22 protein-coding genes are annotated in these 25,936 nt (G+C 69.8%); 6 read left to right on the forward strand and 16 right to left on the reverse strand.

What is annotated here, in order from left to right; all coding sequences use genetic code 11:
- Window positions 1-5 precede the first annotated feature (5 nt).
- On the reverse strand, window positions 6-428 hold the full coding sequence (locus FXO19_RS05340; protein ID WP_149194040.1) for a CopD family protein: 423 nt from the start codon (window positions 426-428) through the stop codon (window positions 6-8).
- A 312-nt stretch (window positions 429-740) separates the two neighbouring features.
- Between FXO19_RS05340 and FXO19_RS05345 the strand changes: the two genes are divergently transcribed.
- Entirely contained in the window at window positions 741-1,331 is a 591-nt protein-coding gene (locus FXO19_RS05345) for a class I SAM-dependent DNA methyltransferase (RefSeq protein ID WP_149194041.1), read from the forward strand.
- Between the two features lie 92 nt (window positions 1,332-1,423).
- Window positions 1,424-2,746 carry a polyhydroxyalkanoate depolymerase gene (locus tag FXO19_RS05350; RefSeq protein WP_149194042.1) on the forward strand — a complete coding sequence of 441 codons (1,323 nt, stop codon included), beginning with the start codon at window positions 1,424-1,426 and terminating at the stop codon, window positions 2,744-2,746.
- Between the two features lie 46 nt (window positions 2,747-2,792).
- Here FXO19_RS05350 and FXO19_RS05355 read toward each other — a convergent pair whose 3' ends face one another.
- Together FXO19_RS05355 and FXO19_RS05360 are read right to left on the reverse strand one after the other, a co-directional pair.
- A complete protein-coding gene (locus tag FXO19_RS05355) occupies window positions 2,793-3,728 on the reverse strand; it encodes a sensor domain-containing protein (protein WP_149194043.1) in 936 nt (311 codons plus the stop codon).
- Window positions 3,729-3,864: 136 nt separating this feature from the next.
- Window positions 3,865-4,248, reverse strand: a complete 384-nt coding sequence (locus FXO19_RS05360; protein WP_187775638.1) for a PadR family transcriptional regulator — start codon at window positions 4,246-4,248, stop codon at window positions 3,865-3,867.
- A 152-nt stretch (window positions 4,249-4,400) separates the two neighbouring features.
- Between FXO19_RS05360 and FXO19_RS05365 the strand changes: the two genes are divergently transcribed.
- Together FXO19_RS05365 and FXO19_RS05370 are read left to right on the forward strand one after the other, a co-directional pair.
- Window positions 4,401-5,387, forward strand: a complete 987-nt coding sequence (locus tag FXO19_RS05365; protein ID WP_149194045.1) for a peptidylprolyl isomerase — start codon at window positions 4,401-4,403, stop codon at window positions 5,385-5,387.
- A 127-nt stretch (window positions 5,388-5,514) separates the two neighbouring features.
- Entirely contained in the window at window positions 5,515-5,808 is a 294-nt protein-coding gene (locus FXO19_RS05370) for a hypothetical protein (protein ID WP_149194046.1), read from the forward strand.
- A gap of 433 nt (window positions 5,809-6,241) precedes the next feature.
- On the opposite strand, the gene FXO19_RS05375 is transcribed toward FXO19_RS05370, so the two are convergent.
- The 11 genes from FXO19_RS05375 to FXO19_RS05425 all read right to left on the reverse strand — a co-directional run bounded on the left by FXO19_RS05375 (window position 6,242) and on the right by FXO19_RS05425 (window position 20,601).
- Window positions 6,242-7,063, reverse strand: coding sequence for a DUF4349 domain-containing protein (locus FXO19_RS05375; RefSeq protein ID WP_255516304.1), 822 nt, complete (start codon window positions 7,061-7,063; stop codon window positions 6,242-6,244).
- On the reverse strand, window positions 7,063-7,413 hold the full coding sequence (locus FXO19_RS05380) for a GFA family protein (protein ID WP_149194047.1): 351 nt from the start codon (window positions 7,411-7,413) through the stop codon (window positions 7,063-7,065). Before FXO19_RS05380 ends, FXO19_RS05375 begins: the two co-directional genes overlap by 1 nt.
- A gap of 31 nt (window positions 7,414-7,444) precedes the next feature.
- Window positions 7,445-9,304 carry a carboxypeptidase regulatory-like domain-containing protein gene (locus FXO19_RS05385; protein WP_149194048.1) on the reverse strand — a complete coding sequence of 620 codons (1,860 nt, stop codon included), beginning with the start codon at window positions 9,302-9,304 and terminating at the stop codon, window positions 7,445-7,447.
- Window positions 9,301-11,571 carry a DUF4175 domain-containing protein gene (locus FXO19_RS05390; protein ID WP_149194049.1) on the reverse strand — a complete coding sequence of 757 codons (2,271 nt, stop codon included), beginning with the start codon at window positions 11,569-11,571 and terminating at the stop codon, window positions 9,301-9,303. The genes FXO19_RS05385 and FXO19_RS05390 overlap by 4 nt, the downstream gene beginning before the upstream one ends.
- Complete coding sequence (locus FXO19_RS05395; protein WP_149194050.1) at window positions 11,568-12,731, reverse strand: BatA domain-containing protein; 1,164 nt, start codon at window positions 12,729-12,731, stop codon at window positions 11,568-11,570. Before FXO19_RS05395 ends, FXO19_RS05390 begins: the two co-directional genes overlap by 4 nt.
- The gene (locus FXO19_RS05400; protein ID WP_223115437.1) at window positions 12,728-13,639 is read right to left on the reverse strand and encodes a DUF58 domain-containing protein; all 912 of its coding nucleotides are present in this window, start codon (window positions 13,637-13,639) and stop codon (window positions 12,728-12,730) included. The genes FXO19_RS05395 and FXO19_RS05400 overlap by 4 nt, the downstream gene beginning before the upstream one ends.
- Window positions 13,636-14,628, reverse strand: coding sequence for an AAA family ATPase (locus FXO19_RS05405; RefSeq protein ID WP_149194052.1), 993 nt, complete (start codon window positions 14,626-14,628; stop codon window positions 13,636-13,638). Before FXO19_RS05405 ends, FXO19_RS05400 begins: the two co-directional genes overlap by 4 nt.
- Window positions 14,629-14,789: 161 nt before the next feature.
- On the reverse strand, window positions 14,790-15,488 hold the full coding sequence (locus tag FXO19_RS05410; protein ID WP_149194053.1) for a DUF4159 domain-containing protein: 699 nt from the start codon (window positions 15,486-15,488) through the stop codon (window positions 14,790-14,792).
- Between the two features lie 117 nt (window positions 15,489-15,605).
- Window positions 15,606-16,940, reverse strand: a complete 1,335-nt coding sequence (locus FXO19_RS05415; protein WP_149194054.1) for a TldD/PmbA family protein — start codon at window positions 16,938-16,940, stop codon at window positions 15,606-15,608.
- Window positions 16,941-16,966: 26 nt separating this feature from the next.
- A complete protein-coding gene (locus FXO19_RS05420) occupies window positions 16,967-18,601 on the reverse strand; it encodes a TldD/PmbA family protein (protein WP_187775639.1) in 1,635 nt (544 codons plus the stop codon).
- 368 nt (window positions 18,602-18,969) lie between these two features.
- On the reverse strand, window positions 18,970-20,601 hold the full coding sequence (locus FXO19_RS05425) for a TldD/PmbA family protein (protein ID WP_149194055.1): 1,632 nt from the start codon (window positions 20,599-20,601) through the stop codon (window positions 18,970-18,972).
- Window positions 20,602-20,789: 188 nt separating this feature from the next.
- Here FXO19_RS05425 and FXO19_RS05430 point away from each other — a divergent pair, with 188 nt between their 5' ends.
- On the forward strand, window positions 20,790-22,601 hold the full coding sequence (locus FXO19_RS05430) for a DUF885 domain-containing protein (protein WP_149194056.1): 1,812 nt from the start codon (window positions 20,790-20,792) through the stop codon (window positions 22,599-22,601).
- Window positions 22,602-23,241: 640 nt separating this feature from the next.
- Window positions 23,242-25,047, forward strand: a complete 1,806-nt coding sequence (locus FXO19_RS05435; protein WP_149194057.1) for an SLC13 family permease — start codon at window positions 23,242-23,244, stop codon at window positions 25,045-25,047.
- A 103-nt stretch (window positions 25,048-25,150) separates the two neighbouring features.
- Here FXO19_RS05435 and FXO19_RS05440 read toward each other — a convergent pair whose 3' ends face one another.
- Together FXO19_RS05440 and FXO19_RS05445 are read right to left on the reverse strand one after the other, a co-directional pair.
- Window positions 25,151-25,357 (reverse strand): hypothetical protein, encoded by a 207-nt coding sequence (locus tag FXO19_RS05440; RefSeq protein WP_149194058.1) that lies wholly within the window; start codon window positions 25,355-25,357, stop codon window positions 25,151-25,153.
- A gap of 93 nt (window positions 25,358-25,450) precedes the next feature.
- On the reverse strand, window positions 25,451-25,873 hold the full coding sequence (locus FXO19_RS05445) for an HIT family protein (RefSeq protein WP_149194059.1): 423 nt from the start codon (window positions 25,871-25,873) through the stop codon (window positions 25,451-25,453).
- Window positions 25,874-25,936 lie beyond the last annotated feature (63 nt).

Genomic DNA, 25,936 nt, shown 5'->3' on the forward strand with positions numbered 1-25,936 from the left:
GGCCGTCAGAACGGCTTGGCCAGCACCAGGTACACGATCGCCACCAGCAGCGGCAGCGGCGCCTCGTTGAGCCAGCGCAGCGCCCGCGACGGCGGCAGCGGACGTCCCCTCTCGGCGCCCTTGAGCCAACGCCCGACGAGGATGAAGTACGCCAGCAGCAGCGCCACCAGCGCCAGCTTGGCATGCAGCCAGCCGCCCGCGACCTTGAAATGGAGCCACAGCGTCAGGCCGAACACGAAGGCGAGGCCGAACATGACATGCCCGAAGCGGTACAGGCGCCGCCCCATCAGCACCAGTCGCGCACGCACCGCGGGTTCGCCCCCGGCTTCGGCCAGGTTGACGAGGATGCGCGGCAGGTAGAACACGCTCGCCATCCAGGCGATCACGAATACCAGGTGCGCGGTCTTGGTCCAGAAATAGGCTTGCATCGTCAGCTCCCGTCAGCGCGCGACAGGATCGCATAATCCCCTTCTCCGTAGGAGCGCGCCGTGCGCGCGATGCTGGCCACGCAGCTTTCTCCGCCGCGGTGAGAAATGGGCCGTCGCCACGGGTTTCGCCAACGAATAGCCGGCGCTTCAAGCCTGGATGATTGTCAGCGCATTGCGAAGAGCTCGGCTGCCTATTGGACCGGCCCGTGGCGACGGGTCTGGCCATACCGCAGCGGAAAAAGGCTGCCTGGCGCGGCATCGCGCGCATGGCGCGCTCCTACAATGGGTGCAGATTCCACGATGGCCCATCGAATGAGCAAACGCTACGACCGCGCCTACTTCGACCGCTGGTACCGCGACGGCGGCATCGGCGGCCGCCGGCGGCTGGCGCGCAAGATCGCGCTGGCGGTCGCCACCGCCGAATACCATCTGGAGCGGCCGCTGCGCACGGTGCTCGACATCGGCTGCGGCGAAGGCGCCTGGCGCGCACCGCTGCTGACGCTGCGGCCGAAGGCCCGCTATCTCGGTTTCGACGCCAGCGACTACGCGATCGCGCGCTACGGCGCGCGTCGCAACCTGCACCACGCCCGGCTCGGCGACTTCGCCGTGCTGCGCCCGTGCGCGCCGGTGGACCTGCTGGTGTGCAGTGACGTGCTGCACTATCTGCCGTCACGCGAACTCGACCGCGGCCTGCCCGGCCTGGCCGAACTGTGCGGCGGCATCGCATTCCTGGAGACGTTCGTGCGCGAGGACCAGGCCGAAGGCGACGACGAGGGCTTCTTCCGGCGACCGGCGGCGTTCTACCGGCGCCGGTTCGAGGCCGCAGGGTTTCGTCCGCTCGGATCGCACTGCTGGCTTTCGCCCGCCCTCGCCGACGACGCGACTGCGCTGGAAACCGCATAGCGACGCGGCCATGGCCGGCAGCGGCGTCGATTCACCCGGCCGCCGCCGCGATCGGCTATGCTGCGCCGCAACAACCATGACCCGGTACTGCGATGTTCCTGTACCAGTTCCATGAAATCGGCCGCGCCTGGATGGCGCCGTTCGCCTACTGGGCCGACGCCAACGCCAAGGCCTACTCCGCCGCGGGCAGCTGGCTGTCGGCGCTGCCCGGTGCCGAGCGCGTGGCGGCGGCCAACGAGCTGTTCTATCGCATCGGCAAGGACTACGAGAAGCCGGCCTTCGACATCCATTCGGTCGAGATCGACGGCAACGCCTACCCGGTGGTCGAGAAGGAAGTTTCGACGCGGCCGTTCTGCCGACTGCTGCGCTTCAAGCGCTACAGCGACGACGCCGAGAGCATCACCGAGCTCAAGGGCCAGCCGCCGGTCCTGGTGGTGGCGCCGTTGTCCGGCCATCACTCGACCCTGCTGCGCGACACCGTGCGCACGCTGCTGCGCGACCACAAGGTCTACGTGACCGACTGGGTCGACGCGCGCATGGTGCCGAAGGAGGACGGGACGTTCACCCTCGACGACTACGTCGCCTACATCGAGCAGTTCATCCGCGAGATCGGCGCCGACGACCTGCACGTGATCAGCGTCTGCCAGCCGACCGTGCCGGTGCTGGCGGCGGTCTCGCTGATGGCCGCGCGCGGCGAGCCGACGCCGCGCTCGCTGGTGCTGATGGGCGGCCCGATCGACACCCGCGAGTCGCCCACCGCGGTCAACAACCTGGCCACGCAGAAGCCGCTGTGGTGGTTCGAGCAGAACGTGGTCCATCCGGTGCCGCCGAACTATCCCGGCAGCGGGCGCCGCGTCTATCCCGGATTCCTGCAGCACACCGGCTTCATGGCGATGAACCCGGAGCGGCACTTCATGTCACACTGGGACTTCTACCGGGACCTGGTCAAGGGCGATCTCGACGACGCCGAGTCGCATCGCCGCTTCTACGACGAGTACAACGCCGTGCTCGACATGCCGGCCGACTACTACCTGGACACGGTGCGCATCGTGTTCCAGGAATTCCTGCTGCCGCGCGGCCTGTGGGACGTCGCCGGCGAGCGGGTGCGGCCGGAGGCGATCGGCGATACCGCGCTGCTGACCATCGAGGGCGAACTCGACGACATCTCCGGCCAGGGCCAGACCCGCGCCGCGCACAAGCTGTGCACCGGCATTCCCGAGTCCGAGCGCCAGCACATCACCGTCAAGGGCGCCGGCCACTACGGCATCTTCAGCGGCCGCCGCTGGCGCACCCAGGTCTACCCGCAGGTGCGCGACTTCATCGCCAGCCACGCGCAGCAGCCCGCCGGCAGGACCACCAAGACACGCGCGTCAACCGGCCGCGCTGCGACCGCGAAGAAAAAGCCGCGGCGCTGAGCGCCGCACCCATCGCCACGAGCGCTCTTCTCCAGCACCGCCCGCGCTAGGCATTTGTGGTCTTCACCAGCAGGTGCTTGGCCAGCAGGCCGTGCACCCGGCCGAGGCCGCGCGCCAGATGCAGGGTGACGAACAGCAGCAGCACGCCGCAGACGAACAGCAGCGGCAGGGCCCAGGGCTCGACCGAGGTGCCGATCAGGTCGTGACCGAAGTACAGCACCTGCCAGCCGCTCACGTCGATGGCGGCTTCGGCGATTCCCAGCCACACCAGCACCGGTGCGGCGATGGCACTCGCCGACACCGAGATCATCGTCACCGCCACGGTGAAGTAGGCGATGCCCAGCGGCAGCATCAGCAGCATGTACAGCAGAGTGCTCCAACTGCGCGGGTCGGTGAACATGTCGCCGATCCGCTGCAGCAGCGTGCGCCCGCGCGCGGTGTACAACGGCCGCCGCGGCATGCGCTCGCCCAGCATCACCTCGACGATCCGGCCCTCGACCAGCGACAGCACCCGTATCGAGCCGAAGAACAGGATCACGAACGGAATGCCGACGATCAGCACCGCCAGCCCGGCGGACAGCGACAGCCCGGTCACCACCCAGGTGAAATAGAAGATGCCGGTCGCCAGCGCCAGTATCATGTAGAACAGCGCCGCGTAGGCACGCGGGTCGGCGGCCACGCCGAAGAACCGCCCGAGCACCGATTTGCGCGCCGGTGGCGGTGGCGACCGTAGCGCGGTCTGCACCTTGACCTCGGTCTCGCGATAGATGTCCGCCACCTCGTCCGGCGCGCCGTAGCTCGACGCCACCGCCGCGATCACTTCGGCCTCGGACTTGCCGGGATTTTCCACCAGCTCCGAACGCAGGTACTCCTCGGCGTCGTACAGCGCGTCCTGGATCAGCGCCGGGTCGGCGCCGGCGAGGGAGCGCCGCAGGTGCTCCAGATACTCCGGAATCGTGGTCGGCAGGCGTTGCGTGTTCATGGCTTCACTCCGGAATGATGGGTTGAACAACGCACGTCCTGTGCGCTCTTCAAGGAGCGCGTCCGGCGCATGTCCGGACGCGCTCCCGACGAAGCAACCCGTGGTTGCTTCGCGGCGCGGCCATCCTGGCCGCGACTCACGGACCGTCTCCGACGCCCCGCAAGACGGAATCGACGGAATCGCGGGTCGCGGACCAGGCCGCGATCCATTGCGCCAGCGTCCGGCGGCCGACATCGGTGATGCGGTAGTAGCGGCGCGGCGGCCCGGAAGCGGACGGCGCCACGTGGCTGTCGAGCAGGCCGGCGGCGCCGAGATTGCGCAGCACCGGGTACAGCGCGCTCTGCTTGCCCGCCAGCACGCCGTCGCCGACGCGCTCGAGCCGCTTGGCGATCTGGTAGCCGTACATCGGCTCCGGCGCCGCCGCCAGTACCGCCAGCAGCACCAGCGAGACGGTGCCGGCGCTGAGTTCCTTCTGGAACTTGCGCAGGTAGGCATCGCTGGTGATGTCGGGATCGGACATGGGCAGGTACGGTTCTTTCGGTGATCGCGGTGAGTGGCCGCCACACTACTAATAACTTCCGTATAGCGAATGTGCCACTAGTCACCGGGACGGATTCGCCAGCAACGACGGATCCGGGCGAGAATCCGGCCACGTCCGTCACGGTGCCTGCCATGTCCCTGCGTCCCGTCCCGATCGCCTGCCTGCTCGCCGCTGGCCTGCTCCTGACCGCCTGCGAGCGGACCGAAACGCCCTCGGCGGCGGCGCCGGATCCGGCCGAGCCGGTCGTGGAGGCACCTGTCGAAGCCACGGAGCCGGCCCCGGCACGCACGATGGACGAGCTGCTGGAGGCCTCGCAGCCCGGCGACTGGCGCACACCGGATCCGGAGAGCCTGCTGTACATGGAGCTGGACGCCGGCCGCGTGGTGATCGAACTCGCCCCCGCCTTCGCCCCGGCGCACGTCACCAACCTGCGCACCCTGGCCCGCGAAGGCTACTGGGACGGGTTGAGCCTGTACCGCTCGCAGGACAACTTCGTCGTGCAGTGGGGCGACCCGACCGAAGACGCCGACGCGCGCCGCCCGCTCGGCGGCGTGCAGGAGAAGCTGCCGGCCGAGTTCACCCGCAACGCCGACGGGCTGGCCTTCCACCGCCTGCCCGACCCCGACGGCTGGGCGCCGGAAGTCGGTTTCGTCGACGGCTTCCCCGCCGGCCGCGACCCGAAGACCGGCGAGACCTGGCTGGCGCACTGCTACGGCATGGTCGGCGCCGGCCGCGACATGGCCGCCGACTCCAGCAACGGCACCGAGCTGTACGCGGTGATCGGGCAATCGCCGCGCCAGCTCGATCGCAACATCACCCTGATCGGACGCGTGTTGCAGGGCATGGAACTGCTGAGCGTGCTGCCGCGCGGCACCGGCCCGCTCGGGTTCTACGAGAAGCCTTCGCAGCGCACCCGCATCCGCGCGGTGCGGCTGGCCGCGGAAGTCCCGGAAGGCGAACGCAGCGCACTGCAGGTGCTGCGCACCGACACCCCGCTGTTCGATGCCGTGGTCGAATCGCGCCGCAACCGCCGCGACGACTGGTACAAGCGTCCGGCCGGCCACATCGACCTGTGCAACGTGCCGCTGCCGGTGCGGGACACCTCCGCCGAAGCGTGACCGCCTGCATGCACATCACCGGCATCGCGCAGTGATGTTCGAGGCCTCCTGGTGCTCGGGCGTCCTCATCACGGCGGCTTAGCCTTCATCTGCCTAGCCTGCCGGCATCTCCCCACGAGGATCGGCAATGGCCCTGCTCCGTATCCGCCTGACCGGCGACGACGACGCCGTCCGCGGCGTCATCAACCTGCTGCAGAGCCTCGACGGCATCGAGCACGTCGAGGAAGTCGATGACCTGATGCCACACCTGGACGACGACGACTCCAGCTCCGCCGGACTGAGCGACACCAGCGGGCCCGACCTCCACGAGATCGAGATCGACGTCCCCAACCCGTCCACCGGACGCAAGGTGCGCGAGGCGGTCGAGGCACTGGCGTTCGATCTCGACGCGATGGTGGAGTTCGAGGAAGACGAGGGGTGAACGTCGCTGCCGGCGGGACGAGGCCGGCGACCCAGGACGTATCAATATTCACTTCCCATGCCCCGTCGCCCTTGTAGGAGGGGCTTCAGCCCCGACCCCGTAATTCGCGGCCGGCGCAACGCCCGCGGCATCGCGCGCATGGCGCGCTCCTACGAATGACCGGCCCGCGGTGCAACGCGCTAATCGTCGCGACAGGCATCTCCGTAGGAGCGCGCCATGCGCGCGATGCCGCGGGTGCCGGCGGGATCCGGTGGACGCTGCGGTTCCGGACCGGCAGGCGCGCCGGTCACCGGAAACGAGCGGAGCGCGGAAAAAGATCCCCGCACGCAGCTTCCCGACCGGCGCCGTGCACGCCCTGCTTCCTTGCCGCGATCTTCGGCGGGTCGGGGCTGAAGCCCCTCCTACAGAGGGAGGAAGTGAATGTCGATCCGCACTAGGATCGCATCCGCCTGCGCCACCGGCGCACCGCGAACACCAGGATCGCCAGCAATGCCACCAGCGGAATCAGGAACGCCAGCGCGCGGATCGTCCACGCGGTGCCCATCGACAGCGTGGCGCCGAAATCGCGCACGGCCTGCCCGATCTCGCTGCGGCCTGCCTGCCCGTCGGGCGGACGGAAGTCGAGCGTCAGCAGCTGGGTATCGATCCGGCGGCGATGCTGGGCACCGTCGCGTTCGGCGGCTTCCAGCTGGGCCTGCGCCGCGGCCATGCGCTCGGACAGCGCGATCATGTCCGCCACCGCCAGGTCGCGGCGCTGCTGGAATTCCTGCAGCCGTTCCAGCTCGCGGCGCAGCCTTTCCCGGGTGAGGGCGTTGTCGCGCACCACCACCGCCAGGTCCTCGGCGCGGGTGCTGCGCTCGCCCAGCTCGGCGCCCTCGCCGGCCAGCGCGATCATCGGCTCGACGCCGTCGGGCACGATCCGCACGGTGATGCTGGCCGAAGGGTAGTCGCCGCCCTGCTGGTGCATGTTGAGCACCACACATTCGCCGAACTTGCGCGCGATGCAGGCGTCCTGCACCGCACGCTGGCGCGGCGCGATCTCCGTCGCGGGCAGGCGGATGCCGGCGCTGTGTTCGTAGGCCAGCATCGCGCCGTCGTTGCCGCTGCCATCCGCATCCGCTCCGGGCGCAACCTCGCGCGCCATCTTCGCGGCCGCTGGCGCCGCCGCGTACGACAGCGCCTGGTCCGGCGACCGCTGGCAGGCGGACAGGCCAGCCAACAGCAATACCACCAGGCAAACGCCGGCCCGGCGCATCAGAAACTTGCCCCGTCAACCGGCACCACTTTCAACGTCGACAGGTCCACGCCGTCCAGGCAGCGCACGTTGACCGCTGCGGTCTTCGACCCGGTGCGCGGGTCGACGCCCTCGCTGTAGGGCGCGATGCCGCAGTCGGGGCAGAACCGGTGCGCGATGTGCTGCTTGTTGAACCGGTAGGTGCCGGCGGCCTCGTCCGGCGTGCGCAGCGTCAGCGCCTCGTGCGGAAAGAACCCGAGCAGGCTGCCGCGACGGCGGCACATCGAGCAATTGCAGTCGTAGACGTCACCGATCTCGGCGTCGAGCTCGAACGCGACGCGTCCGCAGTGACAGCTTCCGTTGTAGGCCATGACAAGACTCCGATGGGATCCGGCGCGTAGCCTAACCCGCCGCGGTCGCCAGCGGGTCCGTCGCCTGCCGCCTCCCCGCGCGACCGAAACGCGACCGCTCCAGCCACCACAGCATCGCGGCCGCGGCCAGCCAGCCGAGGAACCATGGCCAGGATGCGCCGCGGCGCGGCAGTCCGGGCCGCACGTCGGCATCGGATCGCTGCGGCGCAGCGCCGACATGCCGCAGGGTCGCCTCGCGCAGCGTACTCGCCCGCAGGCCCGGCGCCGCATCGCGCGCCCGCACGTGGAACGGCCGGGCTTCGTCATCCTGGAGCAGCGCGTGCCAGCCCGGCAGTCGCGGCCAGTACCCGGCGCAGCCGCCGGCAGCCGGATCCGGCAACAGCCGGGTCGACGAGCCATCCGGTGCCTGCACCCGCACCTGCGCATCCACGCCGCAGATGGCGGTGCGCTCGTCGGCGCGGATATCCGCTGCGAACGCCGGTTCCGCCGTCCCGTGCGGGCGTGTCGCCGCGGCGAACGCCGCGCTCCACAGTTCGGCGTGCAGGTCGTCGCGTCCGGACAGCACCAGCCGGTAGCTGTCGACCAGCGTGGCCAGCGCGATGCGTCCACGACCTTCCGCGCGCCAGTGCAGCCAGTCCGTGGCCGACGCCACCCCCGTCGCCGCATCGGCGGCGGCGATCCGCAGGTCACGCCGCGACAGGTCCGGCGGTGCTTCCGAGGCCAACGCGGCATCCACCGGCGCATCGGCCGTTCCGGCGCCGAGCCGGGCGAGCAGCATCGTTTCATCCTCGATCGCCGGCGGCATCGCCACCGCGGTCGTGGCGGCGCCCGCGGACACCTCGAAACCGAAGGCCTGCAGCTGCCGGCGCGTGCTTTCCGGCAACGGGGCGGTGATCCGCAGCAGCACGCCCAGGCCGTCGCGCACCGCCGTCGCCAGCGCCGCACGCCGCGTCTCGCCCAGCGTCGCCCAGGCGCGCTCGTCGAGCACCACCAGGTCGAACTCGCGCAGCGATTCGGCGTTCATCGCCACCGGCGCATCGCCGAGCGTGACGCCGCCGCCGACCGCGACCTGCACCTGCAACGCCATGCCGGCATCGGCGGCCCAGCGCCGCAGGTACTTGAACTCCGGATTCGGCGCGCCCGCCAGCAGCAGCACCCGCGGCGGCGGCTCGGGCGCGATCCACAGCGGCACCGCGACCTCCTCGACCGTCCCGCGGTCGCCATTGCGCACCCGCAGCGCGAACCGCACCGTGCCCGGCGTGCGCGCGCTGCCGACGACGGTGAAGCCGCCGTCCTCGGCGAGCGCCGCGACATCGACCCGGCGCCCAGCCGGATCCAGCAGCTCGACGCTGCCGCCATCGACGTCGTGCACGCGGCCGGCGACCCGGAACGCATCGCCGGCGGCGATCCGCTCCGGCGCCCACAGCGCGACCAGGCCCGCCGGCAACGGCGACGGCTCGAACGTCAGCGCAACCTCACCCAGTGCGTCGCGGTCACGCGCCTCCAGCCCGGCGCCGATCACGTGCACGCGTGCCGTGCCCGGATGCCGGCGCAATGCCGTCGCCAGGTCCGGCACGCGCACGGCGTCGCGCAGGCGCGGCGCCTCCGGCAGCGCCACCAGCACTTCGCCCTGTACGGAAGCATCGAGTTGTGCGCGGGTGGCGCCGGCGGTGAGCACGGTCATGTCGCCGGCGCGGGTGGGCAGCGTCGGCGGCACCAGCGTGCGATACAGCAACAGCGCGCACAGCGGCTGCAACGCCAACAGCAGCACCAGCCGCGAGGTACGCGAACGCGCGCCAGCCGGCGCGCGCCACTGCCACCCCAGCAGCCGCGTCCAGCCCAGCGCCACCGCCAGGATCAGCAGGCCGACGAGCAGCGACTGCGGGCTCATGGCGAAGGCTCCCGCAACGTATCCAGGTAGCGGCGGCCGGCGGCGTCGGCCGCGGCGCGCCTCGGCACGGCGGCGGGCGGACGCGCCAGCGCGGTCCACAGCAGCGCGCGCAGCGCATCGCGGCACTCATTGCAGTCGGGATCGTTGCGCAGCGCATCGATGGCGGCCACGTAGGCCAGCGGATCCTGCACTCGCCCGGCATTGCCGCGCAGCCACGCCTCGAGCGCGTCGAGATCCACCGGCGCGTCTTCATCGAGCGGCATCCCGCCGAGCGCGCGCCAGATGCGCGCGGGCGTACCGTCATCGTCATCGTCATCGCCGGCAGCGGCCGGCAGCGCGCGGCGCCCGATACCGTCGCGATCGCCGCCCAGGCGCCGGCTTTCGTCGATCGGCGGCAGCTCCGGGCCCACCCGCGCCAGGTAGATGCGATCGGCCTGCTGCACCTGCTTGATCAGCTCGAGCGCGCGATAGGCGTAGGGCAGCGCACGGTCGGGCCGGCCTTGACGCAGATTGAGCTCCGACTGCCACATCTCGCCCAGTGCGCTGCGCAGGGTCTCGCGCGTCTGCGGGTCGAGCAGCGTCGCCGCCTCGGGGATGTCGTGGGTGTGGCCGAACTCCTCCAGCACGTCGGCTTCGCGACCGAAGGTCATGCTGTCTTCGGCGGTGCCGTGGTCGTGCGCATGCGCGGGATCGACGTCAGCGGCGAGTTCGTCCCCATGGTCGTCCTCATGCGCGTGTTCGTCGTGTTCCCTTGCAGTCGACGGCGCCTGCCAGTAGTCGTCGATCGGCAGCGTCGTCGCCGGTTCCGCGTCGTGCCCGTCCTCGTGGTCGTGGTCATCGGCGTCGGCGGTCGGCAGCGGCCGCGGTGCGCCCTCGGACTCCTCGCCCAGGAACTGCCCGTAGCGCAACCGCAGCAGGCGCTGGTCGACGCCGATGGTGTCCGAGCGTTCCAGGAAACGCGCTTCCTGCAACTGCGGCTTCTCCTTCTGCAGCGCCTCGGCGTCGATGATGATCTGGCGCTGGCTGCGGAAGTACGCCGGCAACACCTTGCGCGCCAGCCCTTCCAGGCCGACGGTGTCGACCACCGGGTCCGCCGGGCGCCGCAGGATCAGGCTGGGGCTGCGCGCGGACTGCGGCCGCGGCGCGCGGTTGTCCTGCACCTGCAGCTGCACCACCAGATCCTCGCCCGGCGCCAGCGCCAGCTCGGCCAGGTCCAGGTTCGCCTCGAAACGTCTGCGCGTGGCCTCGCCGCGGCCGCGCAACGTGCGGGTGCGCTCGTCGAAGGTGATGTTCTCGCCGCTGCCGCGCGCCAGGGTGATGCGCAGTTGCGCGACGGCGGCGACGCCGTAATCGTCGTCGGCCTCGAACGCCAGCGACCAGCTGCGCTGGCCGGCCGCCATCTGGGTGAGGCTGCGCTCGGGCGCCAGCACCCGCACGCGCGGCGGGCGGTCGGCGATTGCGTCGAGCCGCTGCAGGGGCGGTGGTGGCCGCGCCGCCGCGCCCGCCGGCAGCACGCGATACAGGGTGGAGCGATCCAGCACCCGCGCCGCGATCCAGGCGTCGCCGTCGCGTTCGAGCGCCAGGCGTTCGCCGTCGTGGAACACCAGCTCGGCCGATGCTGGTTGCGGCGCGATGCGCAGTGTCCAGCGCAGCCGTGATCCTTCCGGCGCCTTCGCCTCGAGCCCGTCGACATTGCGTGCCGGTAGCCCGGTGTACGCCGGCGGCGCGATGCGCAGCGTCTGCGCCACCAGCCGCGGCGTGCCTGCCACGGTGGTGCCCGGTGCATCCGCGCGCGATGCGACACCCTGCCCGGTATCGCGCGCCGGCCACAGCAGCACCGCGAGCGCAAGCGGCAGCGCCAGCAGCCAGGCCAGCGCATTGCGTCGCCGCGACCAGGCCGGGCGCAGGTCGGGCGTCGGCGCATCGGCGAGTCGCTGCCGCAGGCGTGCGCGCTGCAGGCGCTGCAGCGTGCCGAGCGCCGCGTCGTCGGCGAACAGCAGATCGGCGCTGTCGTCCAGGTCGCGACGCCGCTGGTTGAGCCGGCGCTGTTGCCAGCGGCTGTCGAGGCGGCGTGCGCGCCAGACGACGGCGGCCGCAGCCAACGCGATCGCGAGCAAGCCAGCGGCGATCGCCGCGACATGACCGCCGCTGCGCCAGGCCACCGCGGTCGCCAGCACGACCAGCGGCGCCGCGCACAGCGCGGCATCGGCCAGCACCCGTCGCCGGGCCGCGTGCAGGCTCTGTCGCAGGCGCGAGTCCGCGTTCACGGCGCCTCCCCACGGCGGCGCGCCGTCGCCAGCCAGCGTTCGGCCAGCAGCACCAGCACGATCAGCAGCGCCCACCAGGGCTGCAGGTCACGCGGCGGCTGCGGATAGGCGGCACCGCCGGTTTCCGGCGTGTAATGAGCCGCGTACGCGCGCGCCGGGGACGGTGGCGGCGGCTCCAGCAGATCGCGCAGGCGCTCCGGAAAATCGGGTTCGAGCAATTGCGGCATCGAGGCCGGCGACAGCGGACGCGTCAGCCGCACGATGCGTCCGCGCCCCGCGGCGGCGCCCTCGGCCAGCGCTGCGCCTTCGGCATCGCGCCAGACGACGGGCATCGCCGGTTCGGGCCCGAGTTCGGTATCGGCATCCACCAGCGCCACGCCGCCGGCATCGATCCAGTGCCGCACCTCATCCGGCAACGGCCCCGACGCCAACCAGGCGAGATGGTGCGCGTCTTCCGGCAGCGGCACGGTTTCAGCTGCGGTGTCGATTGCGTCCGCCTCCCCCGCCCCGTCGGATCGCCACGCCTGCACGGCAGCATGCAAGTAGCGCAGCGCGGGCGCGCGGTCCTCGGCGTGGCGCACCACCAGGCTCGGCGGTTCGTCCGGTCGCGACTCGTGCGCCGGCATCGCCCCAGGCAGGACGCGCCAGTCGACCGCGCGCGAGAGCAGCGGCAGCCCGCCGTCGGCGCCGTCGATCCGTTCGGGTACGAACACCGTCAGCGCGGTGTGCGCCGGTAGTTCGGCATCGAGCTGTCGCAGCAGGCTGGCGAGCGGCAGTGGCGCCTGCGGTGGTGGTTGCGACAGCGGCGGAAAGCCGGGCGCCAGCCAGCGCGGCTCGCCGTCATCGGTGGCCGCCGCACGCACCTGCGCGACATCGACCCCGGGCGCCGCCACGATCCACGTGTTCTCCGCGCGCGCGCCGAACAGCACCGGCTGCGCCAGCCACAACGCCAGCAGCGCCAGCAGCAGCAGGCGCAGCAAAAGCAATGGCCACTCGTCGAAACGGATGCGATGCCGCGGTCGCGGCTTGTGGCGCAGCCAGCGCAACGCGGCGAACGGCGTCGGCCGCTGCTCGCTGCGGCGCGCCAGGTGGATCGCCAACGGCAACAGCAGCGCCGTCAGCGCGGCCAGCGCGGCGGGCAGCAGCAGGCCGAAGCTCATGCGTGCTCCGGGGCACGGGTGTCGCCGAACAGCCGCCGCAACGGCTCGTCGAGCGGGCGGTCGAGCACGTAGCCGGCATGCCGGATCCCGGCGGCGTCGAAGCGCGCCTGCAGCGCACGGCGCGCGGCGCCGAAGCGTTCCAGGAACTCGTCGCGCAGCGCGGCACCGTCGCCCAGCAGTTCCTCGCCGGTTTCCGGGTCATGGAACCGACGGCCGTCGCGGAACGGAAAGTCGCGCTCCTCGACGGTGAGCAGCTGAATCGCCAGCACCTCGCGCCGCGCCGACGCCAGGCGCTCGGCCAGGGCGATGCAGGCCTCGTCGAAGCAGTCGCTCAGCAGCACCACCAGGTCGTCGGCACCGACGCGCTCCCACAGCGGCGCCAGCGGCCGCTCGCCCGGGAACACGCCCTCGGCACGCAGGTCGTGCAGCGCCAGCAGCAGGCGGTCGCGCTGGCGCGGTCCGGCGCCGGGCGCCACCAGCTGCAGGCCGGCCGCGCGCAGCGCCACCAGCCCGCAGCGATCGCCCTGTGCCATCGCCACCTCGGCGATGCAGGCGGCCAGCGCCTTGCCCGCGTCCAGCCGCGACCAGTCCGGACGCGCGCCGTCGGCCTGGCCCATCGACGCGCTGGCGTCGAGCAGCACCCAGACCGTCAGCGGACTCTCGCGTTCGGCCTCGCGCACGAAGAAGCGGTCGCTGCGCGCGTACAGCTTCCAGTCGATCTGCCGCGGCTCGTCGCCCGGTTCGTAGGCGCGGTACTGCGCGAACTCCAGCCCGGCGCCGCGGCTGCGGCTGTGGTGCAGGCCGATACCGCGCTGTCCGGCGGCGCGGCGCGACACGATGCGCAGCACCCGCAGCCGGGCGCGTACCTGGGGTGGAACCGGGTCGTACACGACGGTCCCGCCGCTCAGGCGTCGAAGGGTACGTCGCGCAGCAGCGCGTCGATCACCTCGTCGGCGCCGGTCTGCTCCGCTTCGGCCGCGAACGACAGCAGCAGGCGGTGGCGCATCACCGGCGCCGCCAGCGCGGCGACGTCGTCACGATTCGCCGCCAGCCGGCCGTGCAGCAGCGCGCGCGCCTTGGCCGAGAGCACCAGCGACTGCCCGGCGCGCGGGCCGGCGCCCCAGCGCACGAACTTGCGCACCGATTCCGGGGCGCCATCGCCCGGGCGGCTGGCGCGCACCAGCCGCGTGATCCAGGCCAGCAGGTCGTCGCCCACGTGCACCTCGCGCACCAGCGCCTGCAGCGCCAACACCTGCGCGGCGTCCATCACCTGCGGCACCTGCGCGGCGTGCGCACCGGTGGTCTGCACCAGGATCGCGCGCTCCTCGGCCTCGTCCGGATAGTCGACGCGGACCTGCAACAGGAAGCGGTCGAGCTGCGCCTCGGGCAACGGATAGGTGCCGGCCTGCTCGATCGGGTTCTGCGTGGCCAGCACGAAGAACGGCGCCGGCAGCGCATGGGTGACGCCGGCGTAGCTGACGGTGCGTTCCTGCATCGCCTCCAGCAATGCAGCCTGGGTCTTGGGCGGCGTACGGTTGAGCTCGTCGGCGAGCAGCAGGTTGGTGAACACCGGTCCCTGCTGGAAACGGAAGTGCCGGTGTCCGGTGCCGTGGTCTTCCTCCAGCAACTCGGTGCCGAGGATGTCGCTGGGCATCAGGTCAGGCGTGAACTGCACGCGCCGGAACTGCAGCTCCAGCGCCTGGCCGAGCGTGCGTACCAGCAGCGTCTTGCCCAGGCCGGGCACGCCCTCGAGCAGGCAGTGGCCACCGGCGAGCAGGCCGATCAGCAGTTGCTCGACCACCTCGGCCTGGCCGACCACGGCCTGCGCGATCGCCTCGCGCAGGGTGCCGAGACGGGCAATATGCGCCTGGATCTCGGGTTCGGTGATGTCATTCATGCGGGACCCTTGGGGAAGGAAGGAATGAAGCCGGTTCGTCGCGTTTTTTTCTTCCCCCTTTGAAAAAGGGGGATTGAGGGGGATTTGCTGTTGCCTTTGCTTGACCGGGAGCAAAGCAAATCCCCCCTGCCCCATTTTTCAAAGGGGGGGAATGCTGGGGTTCACGCCGTCAATGCGTACATGACGATGTTGACTGCGAACTTGGTGTTGTCCTCGGCCAGGAAGCGCTTGTTGCGCCAGTCGTAATCCCATTCGCAGCCGTAGTCCTTGTTGCTGTAGAGCACGCCGAGGCGGCCGTCGATCTCGATGCCCTTCAGGTAATCGTGCACCAGGTCGTCACCCCAGCCGTTGAGCTCGAAGCCGGTGGCCGGCGGTCCGTCTGGAAAACGGAAGAAACTGCGATACAGGGCATGATCGTTGGGCAGCTTGCGTAACGCGCGTGGGCCGAAGATCGACGCCATCTGCGCCTCGAACGATTTGGCGAACAGGCCGTCGATGTCGTGGTTGCAGTCGTCGGCGAAGACGAAGCCGCCGCTGCGCACGTAACGCTCGAAGTTGCGGCGCTCGGCCGGATTGAACTCGACCAGCTTGTGCCCGGCCAGGTAGCAGAACGGCTCGGCGAGCATCGCCGGGTCGGACAGGTCGATCACCTGCTCCTCGGGGTCGACGCGCAGGTTGGTGTAGTCGATCAGCGCGGTGATGACGTTGGACGGCATGCGCGCGTCCACGTCCCAGTCGCCGGAGTCGTAGCGCAGGCGGGTGAAGCGGAAGTCGTAGCCGGTGGCGGCACGCAGCGGATACGGCAGCAACGCGGCACCGGCCGCGCCCAGCATCAGCCGGAGGAAGTCCGCGCGAGTCATCGCGCCGGAGAAACGAGTGAAGAGGAGTGAGAAACGAGTAAAGGCACGCGACGACGCACATTCGCGCCGTCCTCCGCTTTCACTCGTTTCTCACTCCTCTCCACTCGTTCCTCGCCTTTATACGGCGTCGGACAGCGAGGTGAAGGTGAAATCGCGCAGCCTCATCGCCGGCAGCATCATCACGAAGTCGGATTCGTCGCCGGCTACGCGCACCGGACGACCCAGCTCGTCGATGTTGTTGAGCATGATCACCGGCGATTCGTTGAAGCGGAAGTTCTTCACCGGGTACTTGAGCTCGCCGTTCTCGATGTAGAAGGTGCCGTCGCGGGTCAGCCCGGTCAGCAGCACCGTCTGCGGATCGACCATGCGAATGTACCAGGTGCGGGTGACCAGGATGCCGCGGTCGGTGCCGGCGATCAGCTCGGCGGTGGACTTGTCGCCGCCGGCCATCAGCAGGTTGCCGGGGCGGCCGACCGCGCGCTTGCCCTGCTCCTTGGCCCAGAAGCGTGAATAGTCCAGCGCTGCGACCTTGCCGTTCTCGATGATCGCCATCTTCTCGCGCGGCAGGCCCTCCTCGTCCCACGGCAGCACCGCGGCGTCCGGGTCCCAGGGATCGGCGGAGATGTTGACGCGCGGATCGTAGACCTGTTCGCCGAGCTTGTTGCCGCCGCCCTTCTTCGACAGGAAGCTGCGGCCTTCATCGGCGGTGCGCGCATCGAAGAAGCGCATCATGAACGAGACCAGGCCGGCCACCGCAGCCGGCTCCAGGATCACGGTGTATTTGCCCGGCTCCAGCGCCTTGGCCTCGGCCGACTCGCTGGCCTTGCGCATGGCGACGCGGACGTCGCGATCGGCGTCGAAGTCGCTGGCGTCCTTGAGGCTGCGCCCGACCCAGCCCGAACCACGCCCGTCCTCGGTGCGCACGGTGCAGGTGTAGTTGAAGTTGGTGCCCGTCTGGTAGCCGAAATTGCCGTTGCTGTTGGCGAAGGCGACGAAGTTTTGGCGGTCGTTGAGGAAGCCCGCGGCGATCAGGTCGTCGGCGCGGCAGGGGCCGATCGAGTCGGCCGCCACCTGCGCACGGAACTCCGGCGTGATCGCGGCGGTGGACTCGCTGAACGTCGGGCTGGGCTTGTATTCCTGCTTGCCGATCGCCGGCATGAACTCAGGATTCTCCGGCGCCAGCCGCGCCAGGTCCTCGGCGCGCCGCACCACGCGCTCGAGCGCGGCGTCGTCGAATTCGTTGACGGTGGCGGTGCCGACGCGCCTGCCGAACGCCACCTGCACGCTCAGCTCGGCGTCGTTGACGATGCCGCTGGTGGAGACGTTGTTGAGCGCGAAGCGGATGTTGCCGGCGATCGAGCCGTTCAGCGTGGCGGTGCACTCGTCGGCTTCGGACAGGGCGATCACCTTGTCGAGGATGGCCTTGGCTTGCTCTTCGGTGAAGATGGTCATGGTCTGTAATTCTCCTGGGGCGCCGGTCAGCCGAGCGAGCGGGCGGTGTTGATCACGTTGATGCCGTCGAAGCGCGCGGTGGCCGAGCCGTGCGAGACCGCCGACACCTGGCTGGGCTGGCCCTTGCCGTCGAAGAACGAGCCACCGAGGCGATAGTCGCTTTCATCGCAGATCGCGGAGCAGGCGTTCCAGAACTCCGGCGTGCGGATCTGGTAGGCCACGTCCTCGATCATCCCGGCGATCTCGCCGTTCTTGATCTCGTAGAACAGCTGCCCGCCGAACTGGGCGTTGTAGCGCTGCTGGTCGATCGAGAACGAGCCGTCGCCGACGATGTAGATGCCGTTCTCGACGTCCTTGATCATGTCGGCCACGCTCAGCTTGTCCTTGCCCGGCGCCAGCGACACGTTGGGCATGCGCTGGAACTGCACGCTCGACCACGAGTCGGCGTAGCAGCAGCCGTCGGATTCGGTCTTGCCGAGGATGTGGGCCTGGTCGCGGATGGTCTGGTAGTCGACCAGCTTGCCGTCGGCGATCAGGTTCCAGCGCTTGGTCTTGACGCCTTCGTCGTCGTAACCGACCGCGCCCAGGCTGCCGGGCTGCACCTTGTCGGCGAACACGGTGACGATGTCGCTGCCGTACTGGAAGCGCTGCTCGCGCTTGTCCAGCGTGGCGAAGCTGGTGCCGGCGTAGTTGGCCTCGTAGCCGAGCACGCGGTCGAGCTCCAGCGGATGGCCGATGGATTCGTGGATGGTCAGCCAGGTATGCGACGGATCGAGCACCAGGTCGTACTTGCCCGGCTTGACAGACGGCGCCTTCAGCTTCTCCTGCGCCTGTTTCGCGGCGGCGATGGCGTCCTCGCGCATGTCGTAGGACATGCCGTAGCTGATCACGCCGTTGGGCAGGACCGCCTTGCCCGACGCGGCGCCGTCCAGGTATTCGTAGCCCATGCCCATCGGCGCCGACAGGCCGTCGCGGGTGCGGAACTTGCCGCTTTCCTTGTCGATCGCGGTGACCGTCATCGGCGCCCAGATGCGGTGCACGTCCTGGTCGATGTAGGAGCCGTCGGTGCTGGCGAAGTACTTCTGTTCGTTGACCAGGAACAGCATCGAGTTGACGAAGCTGGCGCCGGCCTCCATCGCCGCGGCATTGACGCCGAGCAGCAGGTCGACCTTCTCCTTGATCGGCACTTCCATCGAATTCTTCCGGAGCGGCGTGCGCCACGACACCTCGCCCACCCCCGTGACCGGCGCCAGCTGCACCGGCTCGGTCTGGATCTTGGCGTTGGCCTTGGCGATCGCCGTCGCCTGCCGCGCCGCCTGCGCCACGCCGGCCTCGGTCAGTGCGTTGGTGGCGGCAAAGCCCCAGGCGCCGTTGGCGATCACGCGCACGCCGACACCGGTGGACTCGGTATTGACCACGTTCTGCACCTTGTCCTCGCGCGTCATCACGAACTGGCGCAGGTAGCGGCCGATGCGCACGTCGCAGTAGCTGGCGCCGTCCCCGGTGGCCGTATTCAGCGCGGCGTCGGCCAGGCGCTTCTTCAGCGCCGGATCGATCGTCGACTGCAGTTGTTCGGCGGCGATGACCTTGCCGAAGAAGGACGGCACCATGAGGCCGCCCAGACCGAGGCCGCTCAGGGCCAGAAAGTCACGTCGTTGCAAGACAACTCTCCCGAATGAGCGCCCGCGACACAGCAGCGGCCGGGGCGGGATGGATTGCGGACGCACGCGCGACAGTCCGTCGGCATACCCGTCGATTCTTGCCGCAGGCCGGCGGAGCGTCAAATGACTTTTGGCATAGGCGCCGGGACTGGGGCGTCGGGATCCGGGATTGGCAGTACCGCTTGCGACACGCATGGCCGCCCCCGTAGGAGCGCGCCATGCGCGCGATGCCGCGGGCGCTTCGCCGCCCGCGGATTCCGGTGACCGGCGCGCCTGCCGGTCCGGGATCGCGGCATTCGCCGGATATTGCCTGCACCCGCGGCATCGCGCGCATGGCGCGCTCCTACGGAAAGGCAGGAACCGGGATCTCAGCCCAGGCTGCGCGCGGTGTTGATCACGTTGATGCCGTCGAAGCGGGTAGTCGCCGAACCGTGGGAGACCGCCGACACCTGCCCCGGCTGCCCCTTGCCGTCGAAGAACGAGCCGCCGAGCCGGAAATCACGCGCGTCGCAGATCGCCGAGCAGGCGCCCCAGAATTCCGGGGTGCGGATCTGGTAGGCCACGTCCTCGAGCATCCCGGCGATCTCGCCGTCCTTGATCTCGTAGTACAGCTGTCCGCCGAACTGCGCGTTGTAGCGCTGCTGGTCGATCGAGTACGAGCCGCGGCCATGGATGTAGATGCCGCGCTCGACCCCCTTGATCATGTCGGCGACGCTCAGCGCCTCCCTGCCCGGCGCCAGCGAGACGTTGGGCATGCGCTGGAACTGCACGCTCGACCACGAGTCGGCATAGCTGCAACCGTCGGAGGCATCCTTGCCGAGGATGTGCGCCTGATCGCGCGTGGCCTGGTAGTCGACCAGCACGCCCTCGCGCACCAGGTCCCAACGCTTGGTCTTGACGCCCTCGTCATCAAAGCCCACCGCGCCCAGGCTGCCCGGCTGCACCTTGTCGGCGAAGAAGTTGACGATATCGCTGCCCCAGCGGAAGCCGTCCTCGCGCTTGTCCAGCGTGGCGAAGCTGGTGCCGGCGTAATTGGCCTCGTAACCGAGCACGCGGTCGAGCTCCAGCGGATGGCCGACGTTCTCGTGAATGGTCAGGAACAGGTTGGACGGGTCCAGCACCAGGTCGTACTTGCCCGGCTTCACCGACGGCGCCTTCAGCTTCTCCCGCGCCTGCTTCGCCGCGGCGATCGCGTCCTCGCGCATGTCGTACGCAGTGGTGTAGGCGACCACGCCGCCCGGCAGCTCGATGCGCCCGGTCGGATCGGCGTCGAGATACTCGAAACCCAGCCCCATCGGCGGCGCCAGCCCATCGCGGGTGCGGAACTTGCCGCTGTCCTTGCCGATCGCGGTGACCGTGAACGGCGCCCAGATCCGATGCACGTCCTGGTCGATGTAGGAGCCATCGGTGCTGGCGAAATACTTCTGCTCGTTGACCAGAAACATCCGCGAAGCGATGAAGTCCGCGCCGGCGTTCATCGCCGCGGCGTTGACGCCGAGCAGCAGGTCGACCTTCTCCTTGACCGGCACTTTCATCGCATTCTTCCGGATCGGCGTGCGCCACGACACCTCGCCCACGCCGGTAACCGGCGCCAGCTGCACCGGCTCGGTCTGGATCTTGGCATTGGCCTTGGCGATCGCCGTCGCCTGTCGCGCCGCCTGCGCCACGCCAGCCTCGGTGAGCGTGCTGGTGGCGGCAAAGCCCCAGGCGCCATTGGCGATCACGCGGATGCCGACACCGGTGGACTCGGTGTTGATCACGTTCTCCACCTTGTCCTCGCGCGTCATCAGCGACTGCTGCAGATAGCGGCCGATACGCACGTCGCAGTAGTCGGCACCGGCGCCCGTGGCGGCCTCGAGCGCAGTATCGGCCAGGCGCTTCTTGAATGCGACATCGAGCGTGGACTGCAGCTGCTCGGCGGCGATGACGCGACCGAAGGGCGGCAGCGCCAGGCCACCGAGGCCGAGGCCGCCAAGGATCAGGAAGTCGCGTCGATGCAAGGCGGTTCTCCGGGAAATTCGGGCGCGGCGCCGCGCGCGCCACGCGATGGATGCAGGGAACGGCGCCCACGGGGCGTCCGCCGCATTCTTGCCGCGACCCCGGCGTGCGTCAAACGCGCCGCTCGCGGCACATGCGCGCGCGCGCCGCCACGACTATCCTGCCCGGATCGTTCACAGCGGAACCGCCCATGCGCCACAGCCTGCTCGCCCTCGCCCTGCTCACCGCCCTGTCCGCCTGCCAGCGCTCCGAAGCGCCGGTCACGCCGACTTCGCAGGAACCGGCAGGCACCGCCGTGGCCGACGAAGCCGCCGATGCCGCCTTCGCCCAGCTCTCGCAGCGCGTCCTGGACGACTGGTTCGAACTCTCGCCGGTCTCTGCCACCCAGATCGGCGAGCACCGCTACGACGGCGAACTCGACGACATGAGCGCCGAGGGTCGCCAGCGCGCGCTGGACACGGCCAAACGGCTGCTGTCCGAGCTCGACGCGATCGACGTGACGCGCCTGTCGCGCGAGAACCAGGTCGACGCCGCGATCCTGCGCAACCAGCTGCAGTCGGAAATCTGGAACGCCGAGACGCTGCAGTCCTGGGCCTGGGATCCGCAGGTCTACAACGGCCTGGCCGGCGGCGCCATCTACGGCCTGATGGCGCGCGAGTTCGCGCCGCTGCCCGAACGGCTGCGCTCGGCGACCGCGCGCATGGAGAAGCTGCCGGTGTTGTTCGCGCAGGCGCGCGAGAATCTCGACCCGGCGCGAGTGCCGAAGGTCCATGCCGAAACCGTCGCCCGCCAGAACCCGGGCATCCTCACCCTGGTCGATGAGTTCATCACGCCCAACGTCGACTCGCTGCAGGGCGAGGAGCGCGAACGCCTGGAGGCGGCGATCGACACGCTGCGCGCGGCCGTCGGCGAACACCAGGCCTGGCTCGACGACACCCTGGTGCCCGCCGCCGCCGGCGACTTCCGCATCGGCGCCGAACGGTACGACCAGAAGCTGCGCTATTCGCTCAACTCTGAGCTCTCGCGTGAGCAGATCCGTCAGCGCGCCGAGGCCGAACTGGCGCGCGTGCGCGACGAGATGTACGGCATCGCCCAGACCGTGCTCGAGGACGACCCGGACGCGCCGGAACTGCCGGCCGAACCCGACGACGACCAGCGCCAGGCCGCGATCGAGGCGGCACTGGAACGCGCCTACGCCGAGCGGCCGGCCCGCGACGAAGTAGTCGATTTCGCCAAGCAGACGCTGGCGCAGGCGACCGAGTTCACCCGCGAACACGACCTGGTGACGGTACCCGACGACCCGGTGCAGGTGATCCTGATGCCGGAATTCCAGCGCGGCGTGGCCGTCGCCTACTGCGATTCGCCCGGCCCGCTGGACAAGGGCCTGGACACCTACTACGCGATCTCGCCGATCCCCGACGACTGGACCGACGAGCAGGCCGACTCGTTCCTGCGCGAATACAACGACCGCATGATCCACCTGTTGTCGATCCACGAGGGCGTGCCCGGCCACTACCTGGAGGGCGCGCACTCGGCGCAGCACCCGTCCACCCTGCGCGCGGTGCTGCGTTCGGGTCCGTTCGCGGAGGGCTGGGCCGTCTATACCGAGGACGTGATGGCCAGGGCCGGCTACCTCGACCACGACCCGCTGTTCCGCCTGGTGCAGCTGAAGTTCTACCTGCGCGCGATCGCCAACGCGATCCTCGACCAGGGCGTGCACGTCGAAGGCTGGGACCGCGAGCGGGCGATGGAACTGATGGTCCGCACCACCTTCCAGCAGGAACGCGAGGCCGCCGGCAAGTGGGTGCGCGCGCAGCTGACCTCGGCGCAGCTGCCGACCTATTTCGCCGGCGTGCAGGAGCATTTCGACATGCGCCGGGCGGTGGAAGCCGAGCGCGGCGAGGACTTCGACCTCAAGGCCTACCACGATGAAGTGCTGTCCTACGGCGCCCCGCCGGTGCGCTTCGTGCGCCAGCTGATGCTGGAGGAACGGATCCGCTGACGCGTCGGCGGCGCGACCCTGCGGAGCGTGGTGAACCCTCTCTTTGAAAAGGGAGGCTGGGGGGATTTTGTTCGGCGCCCAGCAAAGCGACAGCCAAAAGCAAATCGCTTCCGCGATCCCCGCCCCCGCGCAGCGCGCGCGGGCGCTCAAGCCGTCGCAAGCCTGCGGCTTGCAGCGCCGGCTTTCGCCCCGCCTCAATCGCCCTTTTTCAAAGGGGGAAGACCTGCCATCGCATGTCGCCGCGACCCAGCGCGCGGCTGCTTGATCATCATGCGATTACTGCTCTTGCACTCCCCACTTGGGAAAAGGGGGCTGGGGGATTTGCGGTGCGCCCCCGCCAGACCAAAGCAACCGCAAATCGCTTGGCGGGTTCCGACAGCCCAGCCGCGACTCCCGTCGCTCCCACAGGGGGAGCGATGCGGGCAGGCTCTTGTGGAAATGGCGGCGGCATGTCGCTGCCGGGAAGTCGCGATGCCGCGAATCGCCCGTCCCCGGCTGCATCGCGACCAACATACATGGCCACCGCGATGCGGCCTGTCCTGAGCTTGTCGCCGGTCGCTCCCACAAGAGCGAGCCCCCGCCGAGACCGGCATACACTCACCAGGCGACACGCTCACCCCCACCCATGCACACTTAGGCCATGACCTTCGACCAGGCCCTGTTCCTCCTCATCCTCGCGGGCGGCCTGTACCTGTTCATCAGCGAGCGGCTGCGGGTGGACGTGACCGCCATGCTGATCCTGCTGGCGCTGGTGCTGACCGGGGTGCTGGACGGCCGGCAGGCGCTGACCGGATTCGCCAGCGACCCGGCGATCATCGTCGCCGCGGTGTTCGTGATCTCCGGCGGCATGGCCGCCACCGGCATCACCGAGCGCATCGGCCAGTGGATCGGGCACGCCGCCGGCTCCAGCGAGACCCGTGCGGTCGCGGTGGTGATGCCGACGGTGGCTGCGCTGTCGTCCTTCACCCACCACGTGATGGTCACGGCGATGATGCTGCCGATCCTCAACCGCTTCGCGCGGTCGAAGAACATGTCGGTCTCGCGCCTGCTGATGCCGATGTCGTTCGCGGCCTCGCTCGGCACCACGCTCACCCTGGTCAGCGCGCCGGCCTTCCTGCTGGCCAGCAACCTGATCGAGCGCAACACCGGCGAGGGGCTGGGCATCTTCTCGATCACCCCGATCGGCATCGCGCTGGTCGCGGTGGGCGTGGTCTACATGCTGGCCGCGCGCTGGCTGCTGCCCCGCCACGCCGGCGAGTCCGACGACGGCGGCTATCTGCGCCTGGACCGCTACCGCACCGAACTGCTGATCGTCGAAGGCTCGCGCTGGAGCACGCGCCCGCTGGCCGACCTGCAGAAGGCGCTCGGCGACCGCTTCCGGCTGCTCGGCTGGCTGCGCGACGGCACCCTGCGCGACGACCTGAAGGACACCAGCGTGCTGCTGAGCGGCGACATCCTGCTGGTCGAGGCCTCGGCCGATGCGCTCGCCTCGCTGCACGACGATCCCGGCCTCGACCTGTACGCGCTCGCCCGCCACGGCGCCGCCGCGACCGCAACGGCCACCGGCGGCAGCGACGCGCAGCTGGTGCAGGCGTTGATCGCGCCGGGTTCCGAGTTCATCGGACACTCGGTACGCGAACTGGATTTCTCGCGCCGCTTCAAGGCGGTGATCGCTGGCCTGTGGCGGCGCGACGAACAGCCGAGCGGGCGCCTGGCGGACGCGCGCCTGCGCGAGGGCGACCTGCTGGTGCTGTGGGGCCGCCCCAGCCACTTCGCCGAGCTGGCCGCGCACCACGGCTTCCTGATGCTGGTACCGTTCGCCGGCGAGGCCAAGCGCCGCGTGCGCGCACCGCTGGCGCTGGCGGTGCTGGCCGGCACCGTGATCGCCGCCGGCACCGAATGGCTGGAGGCGCCGCTGGCGTTCCTGCTGGGCGCGGTGGCCATGGTGGCCACGCGCTGCGTCGACATCAACCAGGCCTACCGCGAGATCGACGTGCGCATCTTCGTGATGATCGCCGGCGTGATCCCGCTCGGCATCGCCATGGAACAGACCGGCACCGCCGACCTGTTCGCCCGGCACCTGTTCGGCGTGGTCGAGCACTGGCCGCCGCTCGGCGTGCTGCTGGTAATGTTCACCATGGCCGGCCTACTCACGCAGATCCTCTCCGATGCCGCGACCACCGTGCTGCTGGGGCCGATCGCCGTGTCGCTCGCCGATGCGCTCGGGCTGTCGCCGGTTCCGTTCGTGGTCTGCACCGCGCTCGGCGCGGTGGCGGCCTTCCTCACCCCGATCGGCCACCACGGCAACCTGCTGGTGCTCGGCCCCGGCCAGTACCGCTTCAATGACTTCCTGCGCATCGGCCTGCCGCTGACGGTGATGATCGCCCTGGTCAGCGCCTGGATGGCGCGCTGGCTGTGGCTGGACGGACCGTTCTGGCCGTTCTGAGCGCGATGGACGACGCCGTTCGGTCATCCTGCACTTGTAGACGCAACGGGAAGGCGGCGTCCCGCATTCGTGGGAGTGGCGGCGGCATGCCGCCGCCGGGCAGTCACGGGTTCGGTGCAGCAGACGCGTCCTGTGGAGCCCGATGGCGCCCGGAGACGCCGTCTCCGTAGCCGGAGATGAAGTCGCTGGCGGTGCCCACCAGGAGCATCAGAACTGCCGCCGCCACGAGCATGTTGCGATTCGTCTTGCGGTACCCGATGACCAGCAAGGCGGCGCCGGCGATGAACAATCCGATTTCCAGGGCATACATGAGCGGTCTCCTTTGGATTGGCCTGTCATGAAACTCGAGAATGCGCGAGGTGCCGATGAGGACAGCGGCGGCGTTGCGGCATGCACGCCCATGCTAATCGAGGTACGCGCGCAGCGCTGCCGCGTACGCGTCCCGCACGTCCTTGCCCGGCGTAGCCGGTGCATGCGGATAGATACGCAGGAGACCATCGTCCGGCAGTCGCGGGTGCACATGGACATGCAGATGCGGCACTTCCTGGAAAGCCGCCTCGCCGATGGAATGCCAGATGCTCAGGCCCTCGTTGGGGAAAGCGGATCCAACCGCGCGGGCGACCCGCGACACCATTGCCATCAACGCCGCGCCCGTCGCGGCGTCGAGCTCCCGCACGTCATGCAGATGCCGCCGCGGAACGACCAGCGTATGCCCCGGATGGAATTGCCGAAGATCGACGAATGCCATCGCCAGCGTGTCCTCGCACACGACGCTGACCGGCGCCCTGCCCTGCACGATTTCGCAAAAGACGCATCTGTCGTCCACTGATCTCTACGGGCGAGCACTGCATCAAATCGATTGAGCCGCGAAGCGATCCTGATTTTCAGG

This window comes from Luteimonas suaedae (genome assembly GCF_008312895.1).
Taxonomy (GTDB): Bacteria; Pseudomonadota; Gammaproteobacteria; order Xanthomonadales; family Xanthomonadaceae; genus Luteimonas; species Luteimonas suaedae.

Excerpts from the sequence above, each read along its gene's own strand:
- FXO19_RS05340 (WP_149194040.1), bottom strand. The coding sequence starts at position 428 with ATGCAAGCCTATTTCTGGACCAAGACCGCGCACCTGGTATTCGTGATC.
- FXO19_RS05345 (WP_149194041.1), top strand. The coding sequence starts at position 741 with ATGAGCAAACGCTACGACCGCGCCTACTTCGACCGCTGGTACCGCGAC.
- FXO19_RS05350 (WP_149194042.1), top strand. The coding sequence starts at position 1,424 with ATGTTCCTGTACCAGTTCCATGAAATCGGCCGCGCCTGGATGGCGCCG.
- FXO19_RS05355 (WP_149194043.1), bottom strand. The coding sequence starts at position 3,728 with ATGAACACGCAACGCCTGCCGACCACGATTCCGGAGTATCTGGAGCAC.
- FXO19_RS05360 (WP_187775638.1), bottom strand. The coding sequence starts at position 4,248 with ATGTCCGATCCCGACATCACCAGCGATGCCTACCTGCGCAAGTTCCAG.
- FXO19_RS05365 (WP_149194045.1), top strand. The coding sequence starts at position 4,401 with ATGTCCCTGCGTCCCGTCCCGATCGCCTGCCTGCTCGCCGCTGGCCTG.
- FXO19_RS05370 (WP_149194046.1), top strand. The coding sequence starts at position 5,515 with ATGGCCCTGCTCCGTATCCGCCTGACCGGCGACGACGACGCCGTCCGC.
- FXO19_RS05375 (WP_255516304.1), bottom strand. The coding sequence starts at position 7,063 with ATGCGCCGGGCCGGCGTTTGCCTGGTGGTATTGCTGTTGGCTGGCCTG.
- FXO19_RS05380 (WP_149194047.1), bottom strand. The coding sequence starts at position 7,413 with ATGGCCTACAACGGAAGCTGTCACTGCGGACGCGTCGCGTTCGAGCTC.
- FXO19_RS05385 (WP_149194048.1), bottom strand. The coding sequence starts at position 9,304 with ATGAGCCCGCAGTCGCTGCTCGTCGGCCTGCTGATCCTGGCGGTGGCG.
- FXO19_RS05395 (WP_149194050.1), bottom strand. The coding sequence starts at position 12,731 with ATGAGCTTCGGCCTGCTGCTGCCCGCCGCGCTGGCCGCGCTGACGGCG.
- FXO19_RS05405 (WP_149194052.1), bottom strand. The coding sequence starts at position 14,628 with ATGAATGACATCACCGAACCCGAGATCCAGGCGCATATTGCCCGTCTC.
- FXO19_RS05410 (WP_149194053.1), bottom strand. The coding sequence starts at position 15,488 with ATGACTCGCGCGGACTTCCTCCGGCTGATGCTGGGCGCGGCCGGTGCC.
- FXO19_RS05415 (WP_149194054.1), bottom strand. The coding sequence starts at position 16,940 with ATGACCATCTTCACCGAAGAGCAAGCCAAGGCCATCCTCGACAAGGTG.
- FXO19_RS05430 (WP_149194056.1), top strand. The coding sequence starts at position 20,790 with ATGCGCCACAGCCTGCTCGCCCTCGCCCTGCTCACCGCCCTGTCCGCC.
- FXO19_RS05435 (WP_149194057.1), top strand. The coding sequence starts at position 23,242 with ATGACCTTCGACCAGGCCCTGTTCCTCCTCATCCTCGCGGGCGGCCTG.
- FXO19_RS05440 (WP_149194058.1), bottom strand. The coding sequence starts at position 25,357 with ATGTATGCCCTGGAAATCGGATTGTTCATCGCCGGCGCCGCCTTGCTG.